The sequence below is a fragment of the Paracoccus aerius genome, assembly GCF_014656455.1.
Taxonomy (GTDB): Bacteria; Pseudomonadota; Alphaproteobacteria; order Rhodobacterales; family Rhodobacteraceae; genus Paracoccus; species Paracoccus aerius.
In genome coordinates, this window is record NZ_BNCL01000003.1 from 277,666 (window position 1) to 301,075 (window position 23,410).

The 23,410-nt window shown below is 67.9% G+C and carries 21 protein-coding genes; 6 read left to right on the top strand and 15 right to left on the bottom strand.

What is annotated here, in order from left to right; genetic code table 11:
* Positions 1–77: 77 nt before the first annotated feature.
* The 5 genes from dnaE (at position 78) to ruvB (ending at position 6,733) form a co-directional block, all read left to right on the top strand.
* Positions 78–3,548, top strand: coding sequence for a DNA polymerase III subunit alpha (dnaE, locus tag IE224_RS05550; protein ID WP_191308632.1), 3,471 nt, complete (start codon positions 78–80; stop codon positions 3,546–3,548).
* Between the two features lie 63 nt (positions 3,549–3,611).
* A complete protein-coding gene (gene ruvC, locus IE224_RS05555; protein WP_191308634.1) occupies positions 3,612–4,106 on the top strand; it encodes a crossover junction endodeoxyribonuclease RuvC in 495 nt (164 codons plus the stop codon).
* A complete protein-coding gene (gene ruvA / locus IE224_RS05560; protein ID WP_167621329.1) occupies positions 4,103–4,789 on the top strand; it encodes a Holliday junction branch migration protein RuvA in 687 nt (228 codons plus the stop codon). Before ruvC ends, ruvA begins: the two co-directional genes overlap by 4 nt.
* A 10-nt stretch (positions 4,790–4,799) precedes the next feature.
* Positions 4,800–5,705, top strand: a complete 906-nt coding sequence (gene htpX, locus IE224_RS05565; RefSeq protein ID WP_191308635.1) for a zinc metalloprotease HtpX — start codon at positions 4,800–4,802, stop codon at positions 5,703–5,705.
* Positions 5,702–6,733 carry a Holliday junction branch migration DNA helicase RuvB gene (ruvB, locus tag IE224_RS05570; protein WP_191308637.1) on the top strand — a complete coding sequence of 344 codons (1,032 nt, stop codon included), beginning with the start codon at positions 5,702–5,704 and terminating at the stop codon, positions 6,731–6,733. The genes htpX and ruvB overlap by 4 nt, the downstream gene beginning before the upstream one ends.
* A gap of 96 nt (positions 6,734–6,829) precedes the next feature.
* Here ruvB and folD read toward each other — a convergent pair whose 3' ends face one another.
* The 14 genes from folD to IE224_RS05640 form a co-directional block, all read right to left on the bottom strand.
* The gene (gene folD, locus IE224_RS05575; RefSeq protein ID WP_191308750.1) at positions 6,830–7,705 is read right to left on the bottom strand and encodes a bifunctional methylenetetrahydrofolate dehydrogenase/methenyltetrahydrofolate cyclohydrolase FolD; all 876 of its coding nucleotides are present in this window, start codon (positions 7,703–7,705) and stop codon (positions 6,830–6,832) included.
* A gap of 14 nt (positions 7,706–7,719) precedes the next feature.
* On the bottom strand, positions 7,720–8,019 hold the full coding sequence (locus tag IE224_RS05580; protein WP_191308639.1) for a chorismate mutase: 300 nt from the start codon (positions 8,017–8,019) through the stop codon (positions 7,720–7,722).
* 93 nt (positions 8,020–8,112) lie between these two features.
* A complete protein-coding gene (gene ftsH, locus IE224_RS05585) occupies positions 8,113–10,002 on the bottom strand; it encodes an ATP-dependent zinc metalloprotease FtsH (RefSeq protein ID WP_167621334.1) in 1,890 nt (629 codons plus the stop codon).
* A gap of 57 nt (positions 10,003–10,059) precedes the next feature.
* The gene (gene tilS, locus IE224_RS05590; protein WP_191308640.1) at positions 10,060–11,295 is read right to left on the bottom strand and encodes a tRNA lysidine(34) synthetase TilS; all 1,236 of its coding nucleotides are present in this window, start codon (positions 11,293–11,295) and stop codon (positions 10,060–10,062) included.
* A gap of 7 nt (positions 11,296–11,302) precedes the next feature.
* A complete protein-coding gene (locus tag IE224_RS05595) occupies positions 11,303–12,214 on the bottom strand; it encodes a tol-pal system YbgF family protein (protein ID WP_191308642.1) in 912 nt (303 codons plus the stop codon).
* On the bottom strand, positions 12,211–12,750 hold the full coding sequence (gene pal / locus IE224_RS05600) for a peptidoglycan-associated lipoprotein Pal (RefSeq protein WP_167621336.1): 540 nt from the start codon (positions 12,748–12,750) through the stop codon (positions 12,211–12,213). Before pal ends, IE224_RS05595 begins: the two co-directional genes overlap by 4 nt.
* 25 nt (positions 12,751–12,775) lie before the next feature.
* On the bottom strand, positions 12,776–14,092 hold the full coding sequence (gene tolB / locus IE224_RS05605) for a Tol-Pal system beta propeller repeat protein TolB (RefSeq protein ID WP_167623370.1): 1,317 nt from the start codon (positions 14,090–14,092) through the stop codon (positions 12,776–12,778).
* Between the two features lie 44 nt (positions 14,093–14,136).
* Positions 14,137–16,038, bottom strand: a complete 1,902-nt coding sequence (gene tolA, locus IE224_RS05610) for a cell envelope integrity protein TolA (protein WP_191308644.1) — start codon at positions 16,036–16,038, stop codon at positions 14,137–14,139.
* 4 nt (positions 16,039–16,042) lie between these two features.
* Positions 16,043–16,498, bottom strand: coding sequence for an ExbD/TolR family protein (locus tag IE224_RS05615; protein WP_167621338.1), 456 nt, complete (start codon positions 16,496–16,498; stop codon positions 16,043–16,045).
* A 1-nt stretch (position 16,499) separates the two neighbouring features.
* Positions 16,500–17,192, bottom strand: a complete 693-nt coding sequence (gene tolQ / locus IE224_RS05620) for a protein TolQ (RefSeq protein ID WP_191308752.1) — start codon at positions 17,190–17,192, stop codon at positions 16,500–16,502.
* Between the two features lie 146 nt (positions 17,193–17,338).
* Positions 17,339–17,731 carry a tol-pal system-associated acyl-CoA thioesterase gene (gene ybgC, locus IE224_RS05625; RefSeq protein WP_191308646.1) on the bottom strand — a complete coding sequence of 131 codons (393 nt, stop codon included), beginning with the start codon at positions 17,729–17,731 and terminating at the stop codon, positions 17,339–17,341.
* Positions 17,728–18,303, bottom strand: coding sequence for a hypothetical protein (locus IE224_RS05630; protein WP_191308648.1), 576 nt, complete (start codon positions 18,301–18,303; stop codon positions 17,728–17,730). Before IE224_RS05630 ends, ybgC begins: the two co-directional genes overlap by 4 nt.
* Before the next feature lie 101 nt (positions 18,304–18,404).
* Positions 18,405–19,046 (bottom strand): CoA transferase subunit B, encoded by a 642-nt coding sequence (locus tag IE224_RS05635; protein ID WP_167621341.1) that lies wholly within the window; start codon positions 19,044–19,046, stop codon positions 18,405–18,407.
* A complete protein-coding gene (locus tag IE224_RS05640) occupies positions 19,046–19,759 on the bottom strand; it encodes a CoA transferase subunit A (protein WP_191308649.1) in 714 nt (237 codons plus the stop codon). Before IE224_RS05640 ends, IE224_RS05635 begins: the two co-directional genes overlap by 1 nt.
* A gap of 126 nt (positions 19,760–19,885) precedes the next feature.
* On the opposite strand from IE224_RS05640, the gene IE224_RS05645 reads away from it, so the two are divergent.
* Positions 19,886–20,464, top strand: a complete 579-nt coding sequence (locus IE224_RS05645) for a LuxR C-terminal-related transcriptional regulator (RefSeq protein WP_191308651.1) — start codon at positions 19,886–19,888, stop codon at positions 20,462–20,464.
* 176 nt (positions 20,465–20,640) lie between these two features.
* Here the strand turns inward: IE224_RS05645 and topA are convergent, their stop codons facing one another.
* On the bottom strand, positions 20,641–23,355 hold the full coding sequence (gene topA / locus IE224_RS05650) for a type I DNA topoisomerase (protein ID WP_191308653.1): 2,715 nt from the start codon (positions 23,353–23,355) through the stop codon (positions 20,641–20,643).
* Positions 23,356–23,410: the final 55 nt, after the last annotated feature.

The window sequence follows — 23,410 nt, forward strand, 5'->3', positions numbered from 1 at the left end:
AATCCTTGCCCTGCTTATCCCGGCTTCGCCCCCTTGGGCAATTGCGCTGTTTCGGCAGGTTGCGATAGAACCCGTCCATGCCTTCAGAAAATCCCCGATTCATCCATCTGCGCACACATTCCGAGCATTCGTTGCTTGAAGGTGCCATCCCGGTCGGCAAGCTGCCGGGACTGGCCGCCGATGCCGGGATGCCCGCCGTCGCGCTGACGGATACCAACGCGATGTTCGCGGCGCTGGAATTCAGCGTGAAGGCGATGGACAAGGGCGTGCAGCCGATCATCGGTTGCCAGATCACCCTGCAGGACGGGGCGACGGGGCCGGTCGTGCTGCTGGCGCAGAACCAGGCGGGCTGGCTGAACCTGATGGCGCTGTCGACATGCCTTTACCTGCGCGACGGCGGCGCGCTGCCCCATATCACCGTGGATGAATTATGCGCGCGGTCGGAAGGCCTGATCTGCCTGACCGGTGGCGCGACCGGGCCGCTGGGCTGCCTGATCGCGCAAGGGCAGCGCGACAAGGCCGATGCCCTGGCCGACCGGCTGGCCGCCGCCTTTCCGACCCGGCTTTACGTCGAATTGCAGCGCCATCCAGGCGAGAACGGGCAGCTGATGCCCGCCGAGACCGCGTCCGAGGCGGGGCTGATCGACCTGGCCTATGCCAAGAACCTGCCGCTGGTCGCGACGAACGATGTCTATTTCCCCAAGGCGTCGATGTTCGAGGCCCATGACGCACTGATCTGCATCGCGGAAAAGGCCTATGTGGACCAGTCGCAGCCCCGCCGCCGCCTGACGCCGCAGCATTACTTCAAGACGGCCGAGGAAATGGCCGTGCTGTTCGCCGACCTGCCCGAGGCCCTGGAAAACACCGTCGAGATCGCGCGCCGCTGCGCCTTCGCCGTCAAAAAGCACGCCCCGATCCTGCCGCGCTTCGCCGACGACGAGGTCAGCGAGTTGCGCCGCCAGGCGCGCGAAGGGCTGGAGCGTCGGCTGGCCGTCATCCCCCATGCCGTCAGCGTCGAGGAATACCACCAGCGGCTGGAGTTCGAGCTGGGCATCATCGAGCAGATGGGCTTTCCCGGCTATTTCCTGATCGTGGCGGATTTCATCGGCTGGGCCAAGGAACGCGACATTCCCGTGGGGCCGGGCCGGGGGTCGGGCGCGGGCAGCCTTGTGGCCTATGCGCTGACGATCACCGACCTGGATCCGCTGCGCTACAACCTGCTGTTCGAACGCTTCCTGAACCCCGAACGCGTCTCGATGCCGGATTTCGACATCGACTTCTGCATGGACCGGCGCGAGGAAGTGATCCGCTATGTCCAGAACAAATACGGGGCCGAGAAGGTGGGCCAGATCATTACCTTCGGCGCGCTTCTGTCCAAGGCCGCCGTGCGCGACGTGGGCCGCGTGTTGCAGATGCCCTTCGGCCAGGTGGACCGCCTGTCCAAGATGATCCCGGTCGAGGGCGTGAAGCCCGTCAGCATCGCCAAGGCCCGCGCCGACGAGCCCCGCCTGCGCGAGGCCGCCAAGGAGGAGGTCGTCAAGCGCCTGCTGGACTATGCCGAGCAGCTTGAGGGGCTTTACCGCAACGCATCCACCCATGCGGCGGGCGTGGTAATCGGCGACCGGCCGCTGGACCAGCTTGTGCCGCTGTATCGCGATCCGGCATCCGACATGCCGGCCACGCAGTTCAACATGAAATGGGTGGAACAGGCCGGGCTGGTGAAGTTCGACTTCCTGGGCCTCAAGACGCTGACGGTGATCCAGAACGCGGTGGACCTGATCAACGGCGGCGGGCGCCCGCTGCATGTCGCGGCGGACGGGCGCAAGCTTTACGATCCGGCGCCCGGGACGGAGAACCAGATCAACCTGATCCCGCTGGATGACAAGGCCACCTATGACCTGTTCGCCAGCGCCAAGACGGTCGCGGTGTTCCAGGTGGAATCCAGCGGCATGATGGACGCGCTGCGGCGCATGAAGCCCACCTGCATCGAGGATATCGTGGCGCTTGTCGCGCTCTATCGTCCCGGCCCGATGGAGAACATCCCGACCTATTGCGAGGTCAAGAACGGGCTGCGGGAACTGGAATCGCTGCACCCCTCCATCGACCCGATCCTGGCGGAAACCCAGGGCATCATCGTCTATCAGGAACAGGTGATGCAGATCGCGCAGGTCATGGCGGGCTACAGCCTGGGCGGCGCGGACCTGTTGCGCCGCGCTATGGGCAAGAAGATCGCCTCCGAGATGGCCAAGGAACGCCCGAAATTCGTCGATGGGGCGGTGGCGAACGGCGTGGACGCCAAGAAGGCGGGCGAGGTCTTCGACCTGCTAGAGAAATTTGCCAACTACGGCTTCAACAAGTCGCACGCGGCGGCCTATGCCGTGGTCAGCTATCAGACCGCCTGGCTGAAGGCGAACCACCCGGTCGAGTTCATGGCCGCGGTGATGAACTGCGACATCCACCTGACCGACAAGCTGGCGATCTACAAGCGCGAATGCGACCGCATGGGCATCACGATCGTGCCGCCCTGCGTGAACCGGTCCGCGCCCACCTTCAGCGTGCGCGAGGGCCGCATCCATTACGCCCTGGGCGCGCTGAAGGGCGTCGGCGTGGACGCGATGAAGCTGATCCATGACGCGCGGGGCGACACGCCCTTCCGCGACATCCACGACCTCGCCCGCCGCGTCGACATGAAGCGCGTGGGCAAGCGCCCGCTGGAGATGCTGGCCCGCGCCGGGGCCTTCGACGTGCTGGACGACAACCGCGCCCGCGTGGTCAAGGGGCTGGACGCGCTTTGCGCTTGGTCGGCTGCGGTGCAGGAACAGGCGGCCTCCAGCCAGACATCCCTTTTCGGCGGGGGAGAGGATCTGCCGCCGCCGCGTGCGCCCATCACGGGGGTCTGGCTGCCCACTGAAAAGCTGGCCGAGGAACACAAGGCCGTGGGCTTCTACCTGTCCGGGCATCCGCTGGACGATTATCTGCCCGCGCTCAAGCGCAAGAAGGTCATGACCCTGGCCGAGATCAGCCAGGAGGCCTTGGGCGGACCCCTGGTCGCCAGCATCGCGGGCACGGTCGCCGCGCGGATGGAACGCAAGTCCGCCAAGGGCACGCCCTATGCCTTTGTCAGCCTGTCCGACCCGACCGGGCTATACGAGGTGACGGTGTTTTCCGACCTGCTGACCGCGTCCCGCGACCGGCTGGAGCCGGGGCAGAACGTAGTCTTGCAGGTCAAGGTCGAACCCTCGGGCGACGGGGTCAAGATGCTGGCGAACTCGGTTGCGGCCATGGACGAGGTGGTGGCGGACGCCGGGGCGGGCTGCCTTGCCGTGGAAATGCAGGGCAGCGACACCATCGCCCGCCTGGCCGAGACATTGGCCCGCATCCGCACCGAGATCACCGTGCCCGCCCGGTCGCGTGGCCCCGTGTTGCTGCGCATCCGCGAAGGCGACGAGGTGATCGAGATCGAGGTGGCGAATGACGCCCCCCTGACCACCCCCGCCCGACAGGCCCTGCGCGCCGTCCCCGGTGTCCTGGACGTGGTCGAGGAATAGCTTTGACCCTAGGCAAATGTTCGCGTTTCGTGCTAGGCCTGCGGAAAACCGAAAGGGCAGTTCATGCGCGTTCTGGGCATTGATCCGGGGCTGAGGAACATGGGTTGGGGCGTGATCGCGGTTGACGGATCGCGCCTGCGCCATGTGGCCAATGGCGTGATCCAGACCGACGGGGGCGATCTGGGCGTGCGGCTGTTGCAGCTTTACCGCGGCCTGACGGCAGTGATCGCGGCCCATGCACCGGATGCCGCGGCCGTCGAACAGACCTTCGTCAACAAGGATGCCGTCGGCACGCTGAAGCTGGGCCAGGCGCGCGGCATCGCCCTGCTGGCCCCGGCCGAGGCCGGGCTGGCCATCGGGGAATACGCCCCCAACGCCGTCAAGAAGACCGTGGTCGGCGTAGGCCATGCGGGCAAGGAACAGGTGCAGCACATGGTCAAGGTCCAGCTTCCCGGCGTCACCTTCGACAGCGCCGATGCCGCCGATGCCCTTGCCATTGCCATCTGCCATGCCCGCCATCTTCAAGGCCGGACCCTGCGCATTGCGAGAACGGCATGATCGGCCGCATCGCCGGGATCATCCTGCACCGCGCCCGCGACCACGTCCTGATCGACGTGCGGGGCGTCGGCTATATCGTCCATGTCAGCGAACGCACCGCCGCCAGCCTGCCGCCGGTGGGGCAGGCGGTCGCGCTTTATACCGACCTGATGGTGCGCGAGGATCTGCTGCAACTGTTCGGCTTCACGTCGATGCTGGAAAAGGAATGGCACCGGCTGCTGACGGGCGTGCAGGGCGTTGGCGCCAAGGTGTCGCTGGCAATCCTGGGAACGCTGGGGGCCGAGGGGCTGGGCCGCGCCATCGCGTTGGGCGACTGGGCGTCCGTCCGCAAGGCGCAGGGGGTAGGGCCGAAGCTTGCCCAGCGGGTGGTGCTGGAGCTGAAGGACAAGGCGCCCTCGGTCATGGCGCTTGGCGCGACGCTGAGCGTGGACATGGGCGTACCGCTGGTCGAAACGGATGCCGCTGTCCTTGAACCTGCCGGTGCCCCCGCCAGGCCTGCTGCGCCATCGGACGCGATGCTTGCCGCGCGCGCGACCTCGGACGCGCTGTCCGCACTGTCCAATCTGGGCTATGCTGCCAGCGAGGCCGCGCAGGCTGTGGCCGAGGCGCAGGCGCGGGAACCCGCCGCCCAAACTCCCGCGTTGATCCGCGCGGCGCTGCGCCTGCTTGCGCCGAAGGAATAAGGGGGTTCTGATGCACGGGAACGCTAAGGTCTTCATCCTGATGGCCGCCATGACCGCCTTGGTCATGGTGCTGGGCTGGATGCTGGGCGGACAGGGCGGCGCGGTGGTCGCGCTGCTGCTGGCGGGCGGCATGAACGTGTTTTCCTGGTGGAACAGCGACAAGATGGTCCTGCGCCAGCAGGGTGCGGTGGAACTGTCCCCCCAGCAGGGCGGCGATCTTTATGCCCTGACCGCCGAACTGGCGCGGCGGGCTGACCTGCCGATGCCCAAGCTTTATCTGCTGCCAACCGAACAGCCCAATGCCTTTGCCACCGGCCGCAACCCGGAAAACGCGGCGGTGGCGGTGACGCAGGGCTTGGTCCGTGCCCTGTCGCGCGACGAGATCGCGGGCGTGATTGCCCATGAACTGGCCCATATCAAGCACCGCGACACGCTGACCATGACCGTCACCGCCACAATGGCCGGCGCCATCGCGATGATGGGCAACATGATGCTGTTCACCGGCGGGCGCGACGACCGGGGCGGCGGGCTTGGGGCGATCCTCGCGATGATCTTTGCTCCCATGGCCGCCATGATGGTGCAAATGGCGATCTCCCGAGCGCGGGAATTCGAGGCGGATGCGACCGGCGCGCAGATCTGCGGGCAGCCGCGTGCCTTGGCCTCGGCCCTTGCGAAGATCTCGCAGATGGCGGGGCGGGTGCTGAACATCCCGGCGGAAAAGAACCCGGCGGCGGCATCTATGTTCATCGTCAACCCGCTGGGCGGGCTGCGCATGGACCGCCTGTTCGCCACCCATCCCGCGACCGAGGACCGGATCGCCCGCCTGATGGCGCTTGAGGGGCGGCCTGCCATGGCGGAACGGGCGTCCCCCATTCCCCGCAGCGGCCGCGATGACGGCCCCTGGGGGCGCGGATGATCCAGCCCGACCCGACCCTGCGACCCGAACCGATGGACAGCGATTCCGAAGACCGCGCCCTGCGCCCGCAGATGCTGTCGGAATTCGTGGGCCAGGCCGATGCCCGCGCCAACCTGCGCGTCTTCATCGAAAGCGCCAAGATGCGCGGCAAGGCGATGGACCATACCCTGTTCTTCGGCCCGCCGGGCCTGGGCAAGACCACGCTGGCGCAGATCATGGCCCGCGAACTGGGCGTGAACTTTCGCATGACATCCGGACCGGTGCTGGCGCGGGCCGGCGATCTGGCCGCGATCCTGACCAACCTTGAAGCGCGGGACGTGCTGTTCATCGACGAGATCCACCGCATGAACCCGGCGGTCGAGGAGATCCTTTATCCCGCGATGGAGGACTTCGAACTGGATCTGGTCATCGGCGAAGGCCCCGCCGCCCGCACCGTCCGGATCGAGTTGCAGCCCTTCACGCTGGTTGGCGCGACGACCCGGCTTGGCCTTCTGACGACGCCCCTGCGCGACCGTTTCGGCATTCCGACGCGGCTGGAATTCTATACGGTGGCCGAACTGGACCTGATCGTGCAGCGAGGCGCGCGGCTGATGGGCATCGACGCCGAACCCGACGGCACGCGAGAGATTGCCCGCCGTGCCCGTGGAACCCCCCGCATCGCGGGGCGGCTGCTGCGGCGCGTGGTGGACTTTGCCCTGGTCGAGGGGGACGGGCGGCTGACGCGAGGGATCGCGGATACCGCCCTGACCCGCCTGGGCGTGGATGACATGGGTCTGGACGGCGCCGACAGGCGCTACCTGCTGCAGATGGCCGAACATTACGGTGGTGGTCCCGTGGGCGTGGAAACCCTGTCCGCTGCCCTGTCCGAAAGTCGCGACGCGATCGAAGAAGTGATCGAGCCTTACCTGCTGCAACAGGGACTGATTGCCCGGACGCCGCGCGGCCGGCAATTGACGTCGGGGGCGTGGCGTCACCTGGGGCTTGCTGCGCCGGCGCCGGCGCAGCAGGGGACATTGTTCGACGGCTGAGGTTTGGGTGGCAGGTCGGGGAGGGGCGCTGCCCCTGCCGCGCGTGCCGCGCAGCCCCCCGGGATATTTGTGCACGGAAGATGATGGGGTTGCCCGTCAGGGCGTCAAACCCTGGGGATCGGGCAGGCCGTTGGCACGGGCGGTTGCGGTCAAGGTGTTGGCCAGCAGGCAGGCAATGGTCATCGGGCCGACGCCGCCTGGAACCGGGGTGATCGCGCCCGCGAATTGGCTGGCAGAAACGAAATCGACATCGCCGACCAGCCCGTCATCGGTGCGGTTGATGCCAACGTCGATCACAACCGCGCCCGGCTTGATCCAGTCGCCTTGCACGAAACGGGCGCGTCCGACCGCGGCGACAACGATATCGGCCTGTCGGCACAGGTCCCGCAGGTTCGCGGTGCGGGAATGGGCCACGGTGACCGTCGCGCTGTCGCGCAGCAGAAGTTGCGCCATGGGTTTGCCGACGATGTTGCTGCGGCCGATAACAAGGGCATTCTTGCCGGACAGGCTGCCCAACTGGTCGCGCAGCAGCATCAGGCAACCCAGCGGCGTGCAGGGCACCATCGCCTTCTGCCCCGTGGCCAGACGCCCCACGTTCAGGATGTGGAAGCCGTCCACGTCCTTGGCCGGGTCGATGGCATTGATGACGGCGGCCTCGTCCATGTGGCGGGGCAGGGGCAGTTGCACCAGAATGCCGTTGACCGCCGGATCCGCGTTCAGCCGGTCGATCAGCGCCAGAAGATCGGCCTGCGGCGTGTCGGCGGGCAACCGGTGTTCGAACGAGTTCATGCCGACTTCGCGCGTCATCCGTCCCTTGGACCGGATATAGACCTCGCTTGCCGGATCTTCGCCAACCAGCACGACCGCCAGGCCCGGGGTGATGCCCTGGGTCTTCAGGGCTGCAACGGCGGTCCCGATGCGGGTGCGCAAGCCGGCGGCAAAGGCCTTGCCGTCAATCAGCGTGGCGGTCAGGGGCGATGTTGCTGTCACGGGCGGTCTCCGTTCAGGTAGCGGTCTTCCTGCGCGATGGCGGCTTCGACCAGTTGGCGCCAGATATTCTCGATCAGGGCGGGATCCAGACCGCGGGATGCGGCGTGGCGACCCGCGTTTGCGACCACTTCCTCGACCCGGTCGTCGATCCGGGCGGGCAGGCCGATCTGTTCCTTGATCTTGGCGGCGCGGGCGATCAGGGCGTGGCGCTGTGCCAGAAGGCCCACAAGCTGTTCGTCCAGGGCGTCGATATGGGCGCGCAAGGTCGCCATGTCCGAGATGTCGTCGATCTGCATCGGACCCTCCGTTTGTTTGGCAGGGGGATGCACCGGGCGGCCGGAGGGTGCAAGGCCAAAGAAAACCCCGGCGCGAGGCCGGGGCTTGTCGGTTCATGCAGGGGCGGGATCGCCGCCCGTGGCAGGCTTGCCCGCCTTGGGGATCGCCGTGACCGAGGGGATCAGGCTGCTGGGCGTGTCATCGTCGCCGCCCAGGGTTTCCCCGCGAAGGACCTTGCCGATCTCCTCGCCGGTCAGCGTCTCGTATTCCAGCAGGCCCTGGGCCAGCCGCTCGAACTCGGCCTCTTTCTCGATCAGGATGCGGCGTGCGTCCTGATAGCCCTGCTCGATCAGATCGCGGACTTCCTGCTCGATCAGTTCCTTGGTCGCGGCGGAAATCGAGAAGCCACCGGTCGAGCCGTTATAGCCTTCATGCGCTTCGGCATAGTCGATGTTGCCGACCTTGTCGGACATGCCCCACCGCATCACCATCGCCCGGGCCAACTGGCTGGCCTGCTGGATGTCGCCGGCGGGGCCGTTGGACACGCCTTCCTCGCCATATTTGATGATCTCGGCAGCCTTGCCGGCCATGGTCATGGCTAGCTTCTGCTTGGCCTCGTCCTTGTGGAAGTTCAGGCGGTCCATTTCCGGAAGGGACACCACCATGCCCAGGGCACCGCCGCGCGGGATGATCGTGGCCTTGTAGACCGGGTCGCATTTCGGCAGGCTCAGGCCGACGACCGCGTGACCGGCCTCGTGATAGGCGGTCTTTTCCTTCTGCTCGGGCGTCAGGACCATGCTGCGGCGTTCCACGCCCAGCATGACCTTGTCCTTGGCATTCTCGAAATCTTCCATGCTGACAAATCGGCGGCCGATGCGGGCCGCCATCAAGGCGGCCTCGTTCACCAGGTTCATCAGGTCGGCGCCCGAGAAGCCCGGCGTGCCGCGGGCGATGATTCGCAGGTCCACGTCGGGGCCGACCGGCACCTTGCGGGCATGGACGGACAGGATCTTCTCGCGCCCCTTGATGTCGGGATTGGGGACGTGGATCTGGCGGTCGAAGCGGCCGGGGCGCAGCAGGGCGGGGTCCAGCACGTCGCGGCGGTTGGTGGCGGCGACGATGATGATGCCCTCGTTGGCCTCGAACCCGTCCATTTCCACCAGAAGCTGGTTCAGCGTCTGTTCGCGTTCGTCGTTGCCGCCGCCGATGCCCACGCCACGGGCGCGGCCCACGGCGTCGATCTCGTCGATGAAGACGATGCAGGGGGCGGATTTCTTGGCCTGCTCGAACATGTCGCGGACACGGGATGCGCCGACGCCCACGAACATTTCGACGAAATCGGACCCCGAGATGGTGAAGAAGGGCACGCCCGCCTCGCCCGCGATGGCGCGGGCCAGCAGCGTTTTACCCGTGCCCGGAGGGCCGACCAGCAGCGCGCCTTTCGGGATCTTGCCGCCCAGACGGCTGAATTTCTGCGGGTTGCGCAGGAACTCGACGATCTCCTCAAGCTCTTCCTTGGCCTCGTCGATGCCGGCCACATCGTCAAAGGTGACGCGGCCGTGCTTTTCTGTCAGCAGCTTGGCGCGCGACTTGCCAAAGCCCATCGCGCCGCCTTTGCCGCCGCCCTGCATCCGGTTCATGAAGAAGATCCAGACCCCGATCAGCAGGATGAAGGGCAGCCAGACGCCCAGCAGCGACATGAAGCCCGACTGCTGCTGGGGCACGACCTTCACATCCACGTTCTTGGAGATCAGCCGGTCCGCGATCTCCTCGCCCTGGGGGCGGATGGCGACATACTGGTTGCCATCCGTGCCGGTGACGGCCAGTTCCTCTCCATCGATGGTGACCGAGGCGATCTGGTCGTTATCCACCCGCTGGATGAAATCGGAATAGCTGATCTGCCGGCTGTTCATGGTGGTGGCGCCGTCGCTGAACAGGTTGAATAGCGCCAGGATCATCAGGAAAAGGACGACCCAGAAGGCCAGATTACGTGCGTTGCCCAATATCGGACCTCCGGCGGAAAGCGGTTTGGCTTGAAAATAGGGATTCTGGGCGCAGGTTCAATGCGCCATCACCAGCCTGCGGAAATGTGACGCAACCCGGACCGGGAAGATCTCGAAGGGTGCCTGCGGGCGGACCAGAGGCGCGGCCACCAGACGGTCGCCTTCCCAGACGGCAGGGCTGGCGGCAGCCTCGTCCCGCGACAGGCCCGCAAGCCGCCATTTGACGCGCGCGACCTCGCCCAAGCCCAGGGCCGCGACATGCTGGCCAGGCCTCAAGCCCTTGACCTCCCACCGGTTGTCCCAAATCCCGTCCTGGACTTCCGGCGCCCGCAGCGCAGCGGCGGTTTCCCGGAACAGCCGGATGCGGTCCCCGGCCGGTTCGATCAGCGCGCCGTCCAGCGTGACACGATGCCCCGTGGCGACTGCGTTCAGTGCGTGCAGGACCGTGGCGCGGCGAGGCGGATAATCCGCGCCGGTGATCCAGCGGCAGGCCGCGACGATCAGGCGGCGGCGGATTTCGGGCGGGGCGTCCTGATAGGCCCGGCGCGGCAGGGTCAGCCTGCCGTCCCGCGCCTCGGCCTCGCGGGCGGCATGGGCGGCATAGTGGGACAGCGCGTCCCTGGCTTCCTGGATGTGGCAGGCGGCGCGGGCCAGGGCGGGAACGTCCAGGCCCATCGCCTGCATGGCCTGCCGGATGCGGACGCGGTCGAAGTCGGTGTTGTCGTTGCTGGGATCGTCGATCCAGGCGATCCCGCGCGCCCGCAGCCAGTCGCGCAGGTCCTGCCGTCCGGTGCCCAGCATCGGCCGCAGCCAGCGGGTGCCGAAGGCATCGCGCCATTCCGCCATCGAGGCCAGCCCATCGATCCCTGATCCGCGCGCCAGGCGCATCATCAGCGTTTCGGCCTGGTCGTCCGCCGTATGCCCCAGGACCACCGCCGACAGCCCGTTGCGCTGCGCCCATCCCGCCAGCAGGCGCAGCCGGGCGTCGCGGGCATTGGCCATCAGGTTCCCGGCATCCGTTCCCCGCTGCCACAAGAGTGTCGCATGGGACAGCCCAAGGGCGCGGGCGGCCCGGCCGACCTGGCGCGCTTCATCGGCACTTTCCGTGCGCAGGCCGTGATCCACGGTGGCGACCATGATCCGGCGGCCGCGTCCCCATTCGGCCATCAGATGCATCAGCGCGACCGAATCCCCGCCGCCGGACACCGCCACGCCGATCGCGGGCATGTCGCCTGCCAGCCGGTCCAGGGCTGCGTGAACGCGGAAGGCTGGATCGGCGGCGGGCAGGGTCATGGCGCGGCTATTGATGTTCGGCCAGATCAGCCTCGGCCTCTCCCTCGGCATTGAAGCCGGGGGGCAACGCACCCAGGTCGTTGCTGCCGCAGGCCAGCCGGCTCATCCGCGTCTCGGCCTCGGCGGCGAAGGGGGTGCCGGGGAAGCGGGCGGGGATTTCGGCCAGATACAGGCAGGAGGCGGTGGAATCGCCCTCGCCTTCGATCACGCGGGCGATGCCCAGCAGGCTTTCGGCGGCACGCGGACCGTCGGGATCGGCCGAGAAGCCTTCCAGCCAGGCGGCCGCCGCCCCGCGCAGGTCGCCCGCGCTGTCCAGGGCCGCGCCGCGCAAGAACAGGGCTTCGGCCGTCAGGGCGCCTCCGGCATGGGTCTGGGCGACGGTGCCGAACATATCGGCCGCCCGACGGAAATCGCCGCTGGCCATGACCTGGCGCGCCGCGTCGAAATCGGCCTGCTCGCCCGCCGAGGCCGGCTTGCTGCCAGGCTGCTGCGGCGTTGCAGGCAGGGCGGGCGCGGTCGGGCCACCAGGCAGGCTGCCGGGCAGGCGGCCGGGATCGGGCGTGGTCAGGGCGGCCAGATCGCAGGTTTCGTCCATTTCGCACAGCCGGAATTCGAGGTCGGCGATGCGGCGGTTGCTGTCGGCAATGATCCGGTCGATGCGGTTCTGCAACTGCTCGGTCCGATCGGTCAGCCGCGCCAGGTGCTGCTCCATCGCGTTCATGCGGTCGATGGCGGCGTCGCCGCCTGCGGCCTGGAAGCCCTCGGCCCCCGAGGCGACAAGGTCGGACCGCAAGGACTGCAACTGGCCGCGCACCGCGTTCAGCTCGGCCCGCAGATCGGCCAGGCCGGGTTCCTGGGCCGCAAGCGGCAGGGCCACCGTCACGGCCAGCGCGGCTGCGGCGATGACGCGAAGGATCACGATCCGGCCCCCGTGGCGCTGACCACGGTCACGGCCCGGCGGTTGTTGGCATAGCAGGCCTCGTCCGAGCAGACCTCGCGCGGGCGTTCCTTGCCAAAGCTCAGCGTGCGGATGCGGTCAGAACCCACGCCTTGCGCGATCAGGTATTCCTGCACCGCACTGGCGCGGCGCGCGCCAAGGGCGAGGTTGTATTCGCGCGTGCCGGTTTCCTCGGCATGGCCCTGGACGACGGCGCTGAAGTTGGTGTGCGTCTTCAGCCATTCCGCCTGGCGCGCCAGGATGCCGCGCGCCTCGGTCGTCAGGGCGGTCTGGTTGGCGGGGAACAGCACCGTGTTGCCCACGCTGTTGTTGAAGTATTCCGCCGTGGCCTGGGCACCCAGCACCCCGCCCGCAAGGTCGCCCTGATACAGCGCGCCGCCCGCGGCATTGGCATAGGGATCGACCACCGGCGCCTGGACGACCGGCGGCGCAGGTTGCGCGCAGGCGGCGAGGGTCAGCAGCAGGGCGGCGGCAGTGGGCTTTTTCCAGACGATCATCGGGCTATCCTTCCGGCGCGGTGGCTCAGGGCATCAACGGACCCCAAGAAGGATCCGAGGCGGCAAAGTCAAGGCTCAGCGGTCGCATATTGCGCCCGGTGATGTCCACCGAATGCAGCTTCGGCTGGCCGTTTCCGCCGGGCGCGACCCGCGTGAACATCACCACGCGGCCATTGGGGGCCCAGGTCGGGGACTCGTCAAGGAAAGATTCGGTCAGGGTCTTTTCGGCCGATCCGTCCGTGCGCATCGTGGCGATGTGGAAGCGGTCGCCGACCTGCTTGGTAAAGGCGATCAGGTCCCCTTTGGGCGACCATGCGGGCGATCCGTAGCGCCCGTCGCCGAAGCTGATCCGCGTCGGCTCGCCGCCGTTCACGCCCACGACGTAAAGCTGCGGATTGCCGGACCTGTCGGATTCGAACACGATCCGCTGGCCGTCGGGGCTGAAGCTGGGCGCGGTATCGATCGAGGGCGACTGCACCAGCGGCCGCTGCGCGCCCGAGGCCGCGTCCATCAGCCAGATATCGGTATTGCCGCCCTGTTCGCGGGAATAGACGATCCAGCGTCCGTCCGGGCTGAAGCGGGGCGAAAAGGCCATGCTGTTCGCGTCCTGCGTCAGCGGGCGCGACGACACGGTGGCGATGTCCAGCACCCGGATCTGCGGGAAGCCGCTGTCGAAGCTGGTATAAACCAGCCGCCGCCCGTCGCGCGAGAACTGCGGCGCCAGCACCAGCGAGGCGCTGTCCGTCATCCACAGGATGTTCTGGCCGTCATAGTCCATGACCCCGATGCGCTTGATCCGCGCGTCCTTGGGACCGATTTCCTGCACAAAGGCCACGCGGCTGTCGAAATAGGGCTGTTCACCCGTCAGACGGGCATAGATCTGGTCGGCGATCTTGTGGGCCGCGCGGCGCCAGTCTGTCGCGCGGGCGTCGAACTGCATTCCGTCGCCCTGCGGCTGGCCCGCGAAGACGTCATACAGCCGGAACTTCACGCTGATCGCGTCGCCCGACTGCGTCACCTCGGCCGAGACAAGCGCCTGGGCACTGGCCGCCCGCCAGTCCTCATAGGCGATCGCCTCGCCAAAGCTGCCGGGCGCGGCGGCCGCGCCTGCGGCGATCTCGCGGAACAGGCCGGTGCCGGTCAGGTCGGCTGCGACCACGTCGCGGACCCGCTGCGCGACCTCGGCATCGCCGTGGAAGGCGGGAATGGCGATCGCCATCGGCTCGGTCACACCATCGGTGATCTCGATCTTCAGCGGCCCGTCCTGCGCCAGGGCGGGTAGGGCGGGCACTGCGACGGCGGCCAGCGCCATCGACAGGGTCACGGTCAGCGTCCGAAGCATCATATCCTCATCATCCTTGCGACAGGGCCGGGAAATCCCCGGCGTCAGTCAAACCCGATGCCGTCGGGGCGAAACTCGACCACCACGTCGCGCCAACGGCTGAACTTGTCGAAGGGCAGCGGGAAGCCCGCGCCGCCGCACATCATGATCGCCCGCCGGGCAACCTGGAAGGCGTGCTGGGCGCCGGCATCCGTGCCGCCCCGGTAATCCGCGATCCGCAGGCTGGCATCGATCGGCCTGCCGTCCGCAGTCATGCTGAACGCCACCGAGACCGACATCTGCTGCGCCTCGAGCGACAGCGCGCCTTCGTTCCAGCATTGGCGGATCGCGGCACGGAAGGCGTCCTTCTCGGCCAGCGACAGGGGCTGGGCTTCGGACAGGCTGGACATGTCGATGCCGCCATCCAGGGGCGTGGGACGGATGGCCGAAGGCGCAAGCTGCAGCGGCTCGGTAAAGCCACCCTGCGTGGCATCCGTGCCCTCGGCCCCGCCGCCCGCCATGGCCCCGGCCAGGGCCGCGGCCAGCGGGTCCTGCGCGGCCGATGCGCCCGATCCACCCTCGATGGTCTGGCTGTTGCCGCCCGCCGCATCGCCGGTCGAGGCCGTGTCGGTCCCTTCGGCCCCTGCATTGCCTTCCTGCGCCTCGCGCAGCGCATCCTCAAGCGCCTGCTGACGCGCGGCCTCGGCAGCGGCCCGTTCGGTCGCTTCGCGTTCCGCAGCCTCTCGCTCGGCAGCGGCCTGGCGTTCTTCCTCGGCCCGCCGCTCGGCTTCCGCCCGGCGCTCGGCGGCCTCTCGCTCGGCGGCCTCGGCGGCGCGGCGTTCCTCGGCTTCGCGGGCCTCGCGTTCGGCCGTGGCGCGACGCTCTTCGGCTTCACGTTCCGCTGCCGCGCGGCGTTCCTCCTCGGCGCGCCGTTCGGCTGCGGCCCGACGCTCTTCTTCGGCGCGGGCCTGGGCCTCGCGGCGCTCTGCCTCGGCCTGACGTTCCGCTTCCTCGGCTTCGCGTGCCTCGGCGGCGCGACGTTCCTCGGCGGCACGGGCTTCGGCCTCTCGCCGTTCCTCGGCCTCTCGCTCGGCTTGTTCCGCAGCCTCCCGCCGCTCCTGCGCCTCGCGACGCTCGGCGGCCTGACGATCGGCCTCGGCTTCGGCAGCGGCCCGCTGGCGTTCCGCCTCGGCCTGCCGCTCGGCTTCTTCCGCCGCGGCTTGTTCGGCGCGGCGCGCTTCCTCGGCGGCCTCGCGCTCGGCCGTCAGGCGGCGTTCCTCGGCCGCGGCGGCGGCGCGCTCTGCCTCTTCGGCGGCAAGGGCGGCTTCGGCGGCAGCGCGGCGCTCGGCCTCCTGCTGGGCCAGCCGGGCATTGCGCTGTTCCACCAGCCCTTCGGGACGCTGCCGGGGCAGGGCTGACCGGTCCAAGGCCAGTTCGGACTGCGGCGCGGCAGGGGCGGCCCGGTCGGCCGCGGGTGCGGCAGGACGCGCAGGCTGGGCATCGGCCACAGGCGCATCGGTGGCGGCGGGCGTTTCCGGTGCGGCGTCGTCCGCCGTCTGGTTCTCGCTTAGCGCGCCCAGATCGGTCGCCACGGCAACCGGGTCGGGGCGGTCGAAATCGGACAGGTCGGGCTGCGCCTCGGACGTATCGGGACTGGTCAGGGCCTGCGCGGCGGCTTCAGCATCCGGGGCACTGGCACCGGCAGGCATCTGGCCTGCATCCTCCTCGGCGGCAGGGGCGGGCAGGGTGGCGACGGCGGTTGCATCGCGCCCGACGGGACCCGCGCCACGGGATGCGGCGGCCAGGGCTTCGAACTCGGCCCCGCTCATGGTGGCGACCTCGGTCGTGCGCAGGGGGGCCGAGGGCTGCGGGCGCAGGAACACCCCGCCCAGGATCGCCCACAGGATCAGCGCGCCATGCGCCGATCCCGAAACCCACCAACCGATGCGGCCCTCGCGGTCTTCCATGGCGTCAGCCGTCCATCCTGGGCCCGCCGGTATCCGTCACCAGCACGATATCCGACAGCCCGGCCGCATTCAGCGCGCCCATGACCTGCACCACGCGGGCATAGGGGATCGCCCCGTCCGCGCGCAGGAAAACCCGCTGGCTTTCACGGCTGGCGAGGATCTCGCGCAGCCGCGTGACGATCTGGTCCTGCGCCACCGGCGCGTCCATCAGCACCACGTCGCCATCGGCGGGGATCGAGATCACCAGCGGTTCTTCCGGTTCGGTCGGCACGGCGGTGGCTGCGGTCTGCGGCAGGTTCAGCGGCACACCCGCCGTCATCAAGGGTGCCGCCACCATGAAGATGACCAGCAGCACCAGCATCACGTCCACGAAGGGCGTGACGTTGATTTCGGACATCGGCGCGTTGCGGCGCCTGCCCCGGCCCTTGCGGCTGACCCGCTTGACGACGGCGCCCGACATCTTACGCCTCGTCCATCTGGCGCGACAGCAGGGTCGAGAACTCGTCGGCAAAGGCTTCCCAGTTGCCGGTCACGCGCTCGGCGTCGCCGGACAGCTTGTTGTAGAAAACGACGGCGGGAATGGCGGCCAAAAGGCCCAGGGCGGTGGCCAGCAGCGCCTCGGCGATGCCGGGGGCCACAACGGCCAGGCTGGTGTCCTGGGACGTGGCGATGCCTTCGAAGGCGGTCTTGATGCCCCAGACGGTGCCGAACAGGCCGATGAAGGGCGCGGTGGACCCCACCGTCGCCAGGAAGGACAGCCCCCGGAACAGGCGCGACTCTTCTCGCTGGATGGCGACGTTCATGGCGCGGTCAATGCGGGCGGGTCCGCCGGGGATCAGGCCACCGTCGTCGCGGTGGCTGCGGCGCCATTCGGTCATGCCGGCGGCGAAGATGCGTTCCGACGCGCCCGAGGGCCGGTCGCCCAGCCGGTCATACAGGTCGTCCAGCGGCTCGCCCGACCAGAAGGCGCGGTCGAAGCGTGCGGCCTCCTTGCGGGCCTTGGCGAAGGCCAGGAACTTCTGGATGATGATGGCCCAGGCCCAGACCGAGGCCACGATCAGCAGCACCATCACCACCTGCACCGTCAGCGAGGCCCGCGCAAAAAGCGCCATCAACGAGAAATCAAGGGCCTGCGCGGCCTGGATCGGTTCCATCTTCACTGCCTTTTCGTCGTGATCCGTCACGAATCCGGCCTTGGTCCTGGCCGGTTTGCGGGCCTTCTAGCGCCTTCCTAGCAAAGGTTGCAGCCCCTGGCTGCAACACAATGCCGTCACTGTCCGACAGGTGCGGCCCGCGCGCCTCAGTCAATGGCCAGGGCATGGGCCAGGGCACGGGGCAGCCGCACCGGCCGTCCCGCGCCGTCCAGGCAGGCCAGGGTGACCCGTGCCGCGAACAGCGCCTCGTCCCCGCGCCGGACGGTCTGGTCCACCACGATCCGCGCCGCGGTCATCTGGACCAGCCTGGTTTCGACCGCCAGAAGGTCGTCGAAGCGGGCGGGGCGCAAGTAATCGGCCTCGATCCGGCGGACGGCGAAGACATGGCCGCCGTCCTTCATCGCCACCTGGTCGATCCCCAAGTCGCGCAGCCAGTCCGACCGGCCTCGTTCGATGAACTTCAGGTAGTTTGCGTAATAGACGATCCCGGCAAGATCGGTGTCCTCGTAGTAAACCCGGACGAACATGCTGTGCGTCATGCGTTCCCCATTCTGGCCGCCAGACGCAGGGCATGGGCGGCATCCGTTGCCGCGACCGGCAGGACCGGATCATAGGCCGCCCGGATCAAGGCCGCCATCCCGGCCGAAGGGGCTATGTCGCGCGCGAAGGTCAGCGCGCAGCGCATGAACAGCGCCTCGGCCAGTTGCGCCGGGTGGCTTTCGGCCAGGGGGCCGGACATGCGCAGGAAGCCCAGGCAGGCGCGGATGCCGCCGTCTGCGTCAAAGCGGAACATCCGGTATTGGTCCGCATCCGCGTCCGCCAGCCGACCAGGAAGGCCCGGCGCATCGGTCAGCCGGTCCAGGTCAGGCACATCGGCCAGTTCCGCCCAATCCCGCACGAAGAACAGCATCAGGTTCGCCCCCATGTCAGGGTCCGTGTCCGCGAGGGGATGACGGGCATGGGCAAAGCCCGCGCGGATGGCGCCGCGAAAGATGTCGAGGCTTTCGTCGGCCAGCCCGAAGATCACCGGCGCAACCGGCCGCCCCCAGCGGGCGCAAAGGAATGTCCCGTCCGGCCGGGTGAACAGCGCGGCGATCTGCTCGGCGGTCATGACGTCCCTTCCTCTTCTGTGCCCAAGTATCCTGGGGGGAGTCGCCGAAACGGCGACGGGGGGCAAGGCCCCCCGCCGAGATTTCCGCCTTGCGCGGCGTCTCAGGAAACGATCGTGGCCTCGGTTGCGGCGCGCAGTTCCTCCTCGGTGACGCCCTCGGCACATTCGACGATCTTCAACCCGCCCGGCACCACGTCCAGCACGCCCAGGTTGGTGATGATGCGGTCCACCACGCCCTTTCCGGTCAGGGGCAGGGTGCATTCGCGCAGCACCTTTGATTCGCCCGCCTTGTTGGTATGGTCCATGACCACGATCACGCGCCCCACGCCGGCGACCAGGTCCATGGCCCCGCCCATGCCCTTGACCAGCTTGCCGGGGATCATCCAGTTTGCCAGGTCGCCGTTCTCGGCCACCTCCATCGCGCCCAGGATGGCGGCGGCGATCTTGCCGCCCCGGATCATGCCAAAGCTGGTCGCGCTGTCGAAATAGGATGTGCGCGACAGTTCCGTGATGGTCTGCTTGCCCGCGTTGATCAGGTCGGGGTCTTCCTCTCCCTCGAACGGGAAGGGGCCCATGCCCAGCATCCCGTTTTCCGACTGCAGCGTGATGTCCTTGTCGCCCACATAGTTGGCGACCAGCGTCGGGATGCCGATCCCGAGGTTGACATACATCCCGTCTTCCAGTTCCTGCGCCGCCCGCGCGGCCATCTGGTTGCGATCCCAACCCTTGGATGCTTCGGCCATTACGCGGTCTCCTTCTTGCGGGTGGTGCGCTGTTCGATGCGCTTCTCGTGCGGACCCTGGACGATCCGGTGGACATAGATGCCGGGCAGGTGGATCATGTCCGGGTCCAGGCTTCCGCGCGGAACGATCTCCTCGACCTCGGCCACGCAGACGCGACCGCACATGGCGGCAGGCGGGTTGAAGTTGCGGGCGGTCTTGCGGAACACCAGGTTGCCGGTGTCGTCGGCCTTCCAGGCCTTCACGATCGACAGGTCGGCCACGATGGCGCGTTCCAGGATGTAGTCCTGGCCGTCGAAGGTCTTGACCTCCTTCCCCTCGGCGATGACCGTGCCGACGCCGGTCTTGGTATAGAAGCCGGGGATGCCGCAGCCGCCGGCGCGCATCCGTTCGGCCAGCGTGCCCTGCGGGTTGAACTCCAGCTCAAGCTCGCCCGACAGATACTGGCGCATGAATTCGGCATTTTCGCCCACGTAGCTGCTGATCATCTTCCTGATCTGGCGCGTGTCCAGCAGCTTGCCCAGTCCGAAGCCGTCCACGCCGCAGTTGTTCGAGGCGATGGTCAGGTCCTTGACCCCGCTTCTGACCAATGCGTCGATCAGCAGTTCGGGAATGCCGCAAAGGCCAAAGCCCCCGGCCGCGATCAGCATCCCGTCATGCAGCAGCCCCTCAAGCGCCGCGTCCGCAGTGGCGTAAACCTTTTTCGATCCTGTCATTCTCCGCCCCAGTCGAATTGATGATCCCGACGGCACAGGCGCCGCCGCTTCGAGGAAAATCCTGTCGCATGGCCGCGGAATGCTCTATCCGTAAAAACACGTATGCCGATAAGTAACGGTGCCATCATGCCAAGCCCCCGAACCCATGGTGCGACCAAGGATTACGACGCCCTTGCCTTCCAGAACGCCCCCGACGCCACGCTGATTCTGGCGGACCGGGTAATCGTCAGGGCCAGCCTGATGGTGGAAACCGTCTTCGGCTGGACGCCGCAGGACCTGGAGGGCCAGTCGATGCAGGTCCTTTATCCCGGCCAGACCGACTTCCGGCTGGTGGGGGAACGGGCGCGAAAGGCCATGCAGGACAACCCCTTCTACCAGGACGAACGATTCATGCGGCGCAAGAACGAACAGATCGTCTGGATGGAGGGCAGGGGCCGGACGATGGACCAGGACGATCCGCATCGCCTGGCGGTCTGGACCTATCGGCCGCTGGACAGCCCGGTGGCGGGCGGCGGCCCGCTGACGCCCACGGAAAAGCGCATCGCCCGCTATCTGGTCAACGGCTTCACCAGCAAGGAGATCGCCAAGTCGCTGGACTGTTCCCCCCGCACCGTCGAGGTCCATCGCGCCAACATGATCCGCAAGATGGGCGTGCGCAACAGTTCCGAATTGGTCGGAAGGCTGCTGGATGCCGGTGCAGGTTAAGATGCGGACGGCCCGGGCAGGTTCAGATGAACCGCCAACCGACCGGGCGCTGTGGCTGACGCGCAACGCGCAGCCCTTGGAGGGACCGGAGCGCAGCAGGCTGCGTCCGGTTGGGCTGAGGGTCACTTCAGCAAGGTCGGGCAGCAGGTTCTGGACGGACCCCGCTGCCCCGGCGATCACGCCTTGCTTGATGCAGCCTTCGCCGCGCCTGTCTTCTTTGCGGCCGGCTTGGCAGCGGCAGGCTTCTTAGCCGTCGCTTTCTTTGCCGCCGTCTTGCCCGCGGGTTTGGCCGCGGGTTTGGCCGCGGTCTTCCGGGCGGGCGACTTGCCGGCCTTGGCGGTGATCAGTTCAAGCGCCTGCTCGACCGTCAGATCCTCGGGCGTGACATCGCGGGGCAGGGTGGCGTTCACCTTTTCCCATTTGACATAAGGGCCATAGCGCCCGTTCATCACCTGGATCGCGCCGCCGCTGGGATGATCGCCCAACTCGCGCAGGGGTGCCGCGGCCGCTGCCCGTCCGCGGGTCTGCTTGGCCGCCAGAACCTCGACCGCGCGGTTCATGCCTATGGTGAAGACTTCCTCCACGTCGGGCAGGTTCGCGTATTTCGAGCCGTGCTTCACATAGGGACCAAACCGGCCGATCCCGGCCTCGATCAGTTCGCCATCCTCGGGGTGGTGGCCCACCGGACGCGGCAGCGACAGCAGTTGCACCGCCCGGTCCAGATCCAGCGTCGCCGGGTTCCAGCCCTTGGGAAGCGAGGCGCGCGGCGGCTTCGGGTTCTCCTCGGTCGCCTCGCCTCGCTGGACATAGGGGCCGAAGCGCCCGGTCTTGAGGCTGATCGGGTCGCCATTATCCTCGCCCAGGATGCGGTCGCCCACGGCTTCCTCGCCGTCGGGGGACGAGATCGGGCGCGTATAGCGGCATTCGGGATAGTTCGAGCAACCGATGAAGGCCCCTCCCGACCGCGCCGTCTTCAGGTTCAGCCGTCCCGCGCCGCAGACAGGGCAAACGCGCGGATCGCCGCCATCGGCCCGCGGCGGATAGAGATGCGGGGCAAGGGCGTCGTCGATCGCGTCCAGAACCTCGGAAATGCGCAGTTCCGACGTGCCTTCAAGCGCCTTCGAGAAATCTTTCCAGAAGCGACCCAGAACCTCGCGCCAGACCAGGTCGCCTGCGCTGATCTCGTCCAGTTCGTTTTCCAGATCCGCCGTAAAGTCATAGCTGACGTAACGCGGGAAATACTTGGTCAGGAAGATCGTGACCAGCCGGCCCTTGTCCTCGGGGATCAGGCGGTTCTTGTCCTTGCGGACATATTCGCGGTCCTGGATCGTGGTGACGATGCTGGCATAGGTCGAAGGCCGGCCGATGCCCAGTTCCTCCATCCGCTTGACCAGCGTCGCCTCGGTATAGCGGGGGGGCGGCTGGGTGAAGTGCTGCCGCGCGGCAACGGCGGCCGTGTCGTTCAGCAGCAGGCCGGGGGCGGCGCGCTGTCCGGCAGGCGCGGCGGGAACCGGGTCGTCCTTTTCGCGCGCCTTGGCGAACTCGGCCTCGAAGGCCTTGCCGACCAGCTTCGCGGCCTCGCCCTGCTGGATCGCAGGAAGGCGGGCGCTGTCCTCGCCGTCGTCGTCGTCGCGGCCCTGGTCATAGACGCGCAGGAAACCGTCGAACAGGATCACCTGGCCCGTCGCGCGCAGGCCGACCTGGGCGTCAGGGCTGGCGATCTCGACCGTGGTGCGCTCCATGCGGGCGGCTTCCATCTGGCTGGCGATGGTGCGCTTCCAGATCAGGTCATACAGTTTCCGCTGGTCGTCCGCCGTGACCTTCAACCTGTCGGGCGACAGCATCATGTCGGTCGGGCGGATGCATTCATGCGCTTCCTGCGCGTTCTTGGCCTTGTTCTTGTACATCCGCGGGCTGGACGGCACGTATTTGTCGCCGAACTTGGCCTTGATCGCGTCGCGGGCGGCATGGACGGCCTCGGGCGCCATGTCGATGCCGTCGGTCCGCATATAGGTGATCAGCCCCGCCTCATACAGACGCTGGGCCGCCGACATGCAGGCCTTGGCGCCCATGCCCAGCTTGCGGCTGGCTTCCTGCTGCAGGGTCGAGGTCATGAAGGGCGGCCAGGGATTGCGCGTCGCGGGCTTGGCGGCGACGCTGGTCACGCGCAGGTCGCGGCTGGCGACCGCGCTGACCGCCATGGCGGCCTTTTCCGCCGTCGGCAGGTCGAAGCGGTCCAGCTTCGCGCCCGCCAGCGACACCAGCGTGGCGTCGTATTCCGCGCCGCCCGGAGTCGCCAGGCGGGCATGGACCGACCAGTATTCGCGGGCCTTGAAGGCCTCGATCTCCATTTCCCGGTCCACGATCAGGCGCAAGCAGACGGATTGCACCCGGCCCGCCGACTTCGCGCCCGGCAGCTTGCGCCACAGGACCGGGGACAGGTTGAAGCCCACCAGGTAATCCAGGGCGCGACGCGCCAGATAGGCATCGACCAGCGGCTGGTCGATCTGGCGGGGATTGGCCATGGCCTCGGTCACGGCGGTCTTGGTGATGGCGTTGAAGGTGACGCGGTTGACCTCGGCACCCTTCTTGAGCGCCGGGGACAGCGCCTCCAGCAGGTGCCAGGAAATCGCCTCGCCCTCGCGGTCGGGGTCGGTCGCCAGGATCAGGGTCTGGTCGTCCTTCAGCGCGTCCTTGATCGCCTTGAGGTGCTTGCGGCTGTCTGCCGCGACCTCCCATTTCATGGCGAAATCGTCGTTCGGATCGACGCTGCCATCTTTGGGGGGCAGGTCGCGGACATGGCCGAACGAGGCCAGCACGCGATAATCGCCGCCGAGGTATTTCTCGATGGTCTTGGCCTTGGCCGGGGATTCCACGACGACGACGGGCATTCTTACCTCAGGGGACCTTGCGATGGGCCGGGAACATGGGTCGGGGGCCTGCCAG